The sequence below is a fragment of the Enterobacter cloacae complex sp. GF14B genome, from assembly GCF_004136805.1.
GTDB classification, from domain to species: Bacteria; Pseudomonadota; Gammaproteobacteria; order Enterobacterales; family Enterobacteriaceae; genus Enterobacter; species Enterobacter hormaechei_C.
In genome coordinates, this window is record NZ_QFRV01000278.1 from 1 (window position 1) to 1,302 (window position 1,302).

Sequence of the window (1,302 nt, forward strand, 5' to 3'; positions counted from 1 at the left end):
TCCTCAAGCATGTCGACTCCGTAGGTGATACTAGAGTCTACGTCCTCTTCGCAATCTACATAAGTACTAGATGACTCGCTACCTATTTGGTTCATAGGTGTAACTCTTGGATGAGGGGGTTGCGTTCCTAGCACTGGAGGTGGCAACGGTGTGGTTTGGACCACATTTTGGGTTCTAGGGACCATGTGCTGTAATGGCAACTGTTGCTCCATGGGTGGGGTAGGCATCAATGCAGGAACTCGAGGTGAGTCTGCCCAAGCTATAGGCGGTCTATTTTCCATGATGCGTTTAAGCATTAGGCAATCCTTCGCTTGATGGCCATACCTACCACACGCGTTACAAGTCCCGTTAAACTTTACTCTGAAAGTAGGGCATTCACTCGTAGTATGTGGGCCCAAGCAGATTGAGCACCATTGTTGCTCCCTTCTTGGATACATATGATTGTTTTGTGGAGCACGATTATCTCTAAGACTCTCTTGAATGGCCTTGGTGAGATCTGTAAAGTCATCTTAGATATCTTTGGCTCCTTAGCAATAGGCTTTAGGGTCATTGGCTGATGCCCTGATGCTTGCGAGCTAATAGATTTAGGCTCAACAGACACTCTTTCTCCTTGAATCATTAAATTATCCTCCAATTGGATCGCATTGGTGGTGACTGCTTCCCAAGTGGTGATACCTCTAATGACTAGGCCATTGTAGATATCCTCATGTCGTAATCCCCTAATGAATCTATCAAGCAATTGATTATTATTGAAGCGCTCATTTGGATTACAACGAGAATTCAAATGCTTCAAGCGACTAATAAAGTCTCTCACCGACTCTCCTTCCTCTCGTTGGGCTTTCTGGAGCTGAGAGGCTACACCCCAAAGCACTCCCTCTTGTATGTATTCTTTTAAGAACAGTCTCCTAAGAGTAGGGTAAATTGTTTTTTCTTCCACCCTTAGGGTTCTATACCAATCCCCAGCCTTCCCACTTAAGGTTAGGCTTAAAGCATTACTCTTATGCAGGTCATTGTGTTCTCCTAGAGAATCGCATATTTGTTCAAACACTTCAATATGCTTTCTCACATCCCCGTCTCCACTAAATTTTTGTGTGAGCTTGGCTATTTGTACTGCCTTACTTCTAGGTTCTCTATTAGGCGTGTTACGCATATTCTCAGTAATAGATTGACCGATAGCTTGAGCAAATATTGCCAGGTCACCTAAGTGATCAGGAATCGTGGGTGAAGGAGCCCCATAGACGACATGTGGAGTAGGCATTGGCATTGGGCTTGGTGCATAGGAATCCCTTGGGTTCCAAGTTT

1 protein-coding gene is annotated in these 1,302 nt (G+C 44.7%); it reads right to left on the reverse strand.

The window, feature by feature from the left end; all coding sequences use genetic code 11:
- Positions 1 to 355: 355 nt before the first annotated feature.
- A partial coding sequence (locus tag DD606_RS25235; RefSeq protein WP_139158383.1) for a hypothetical protein occupies positions 356 to 1,302 on the reverse strand: 947 nt, incomplete at its 5' end.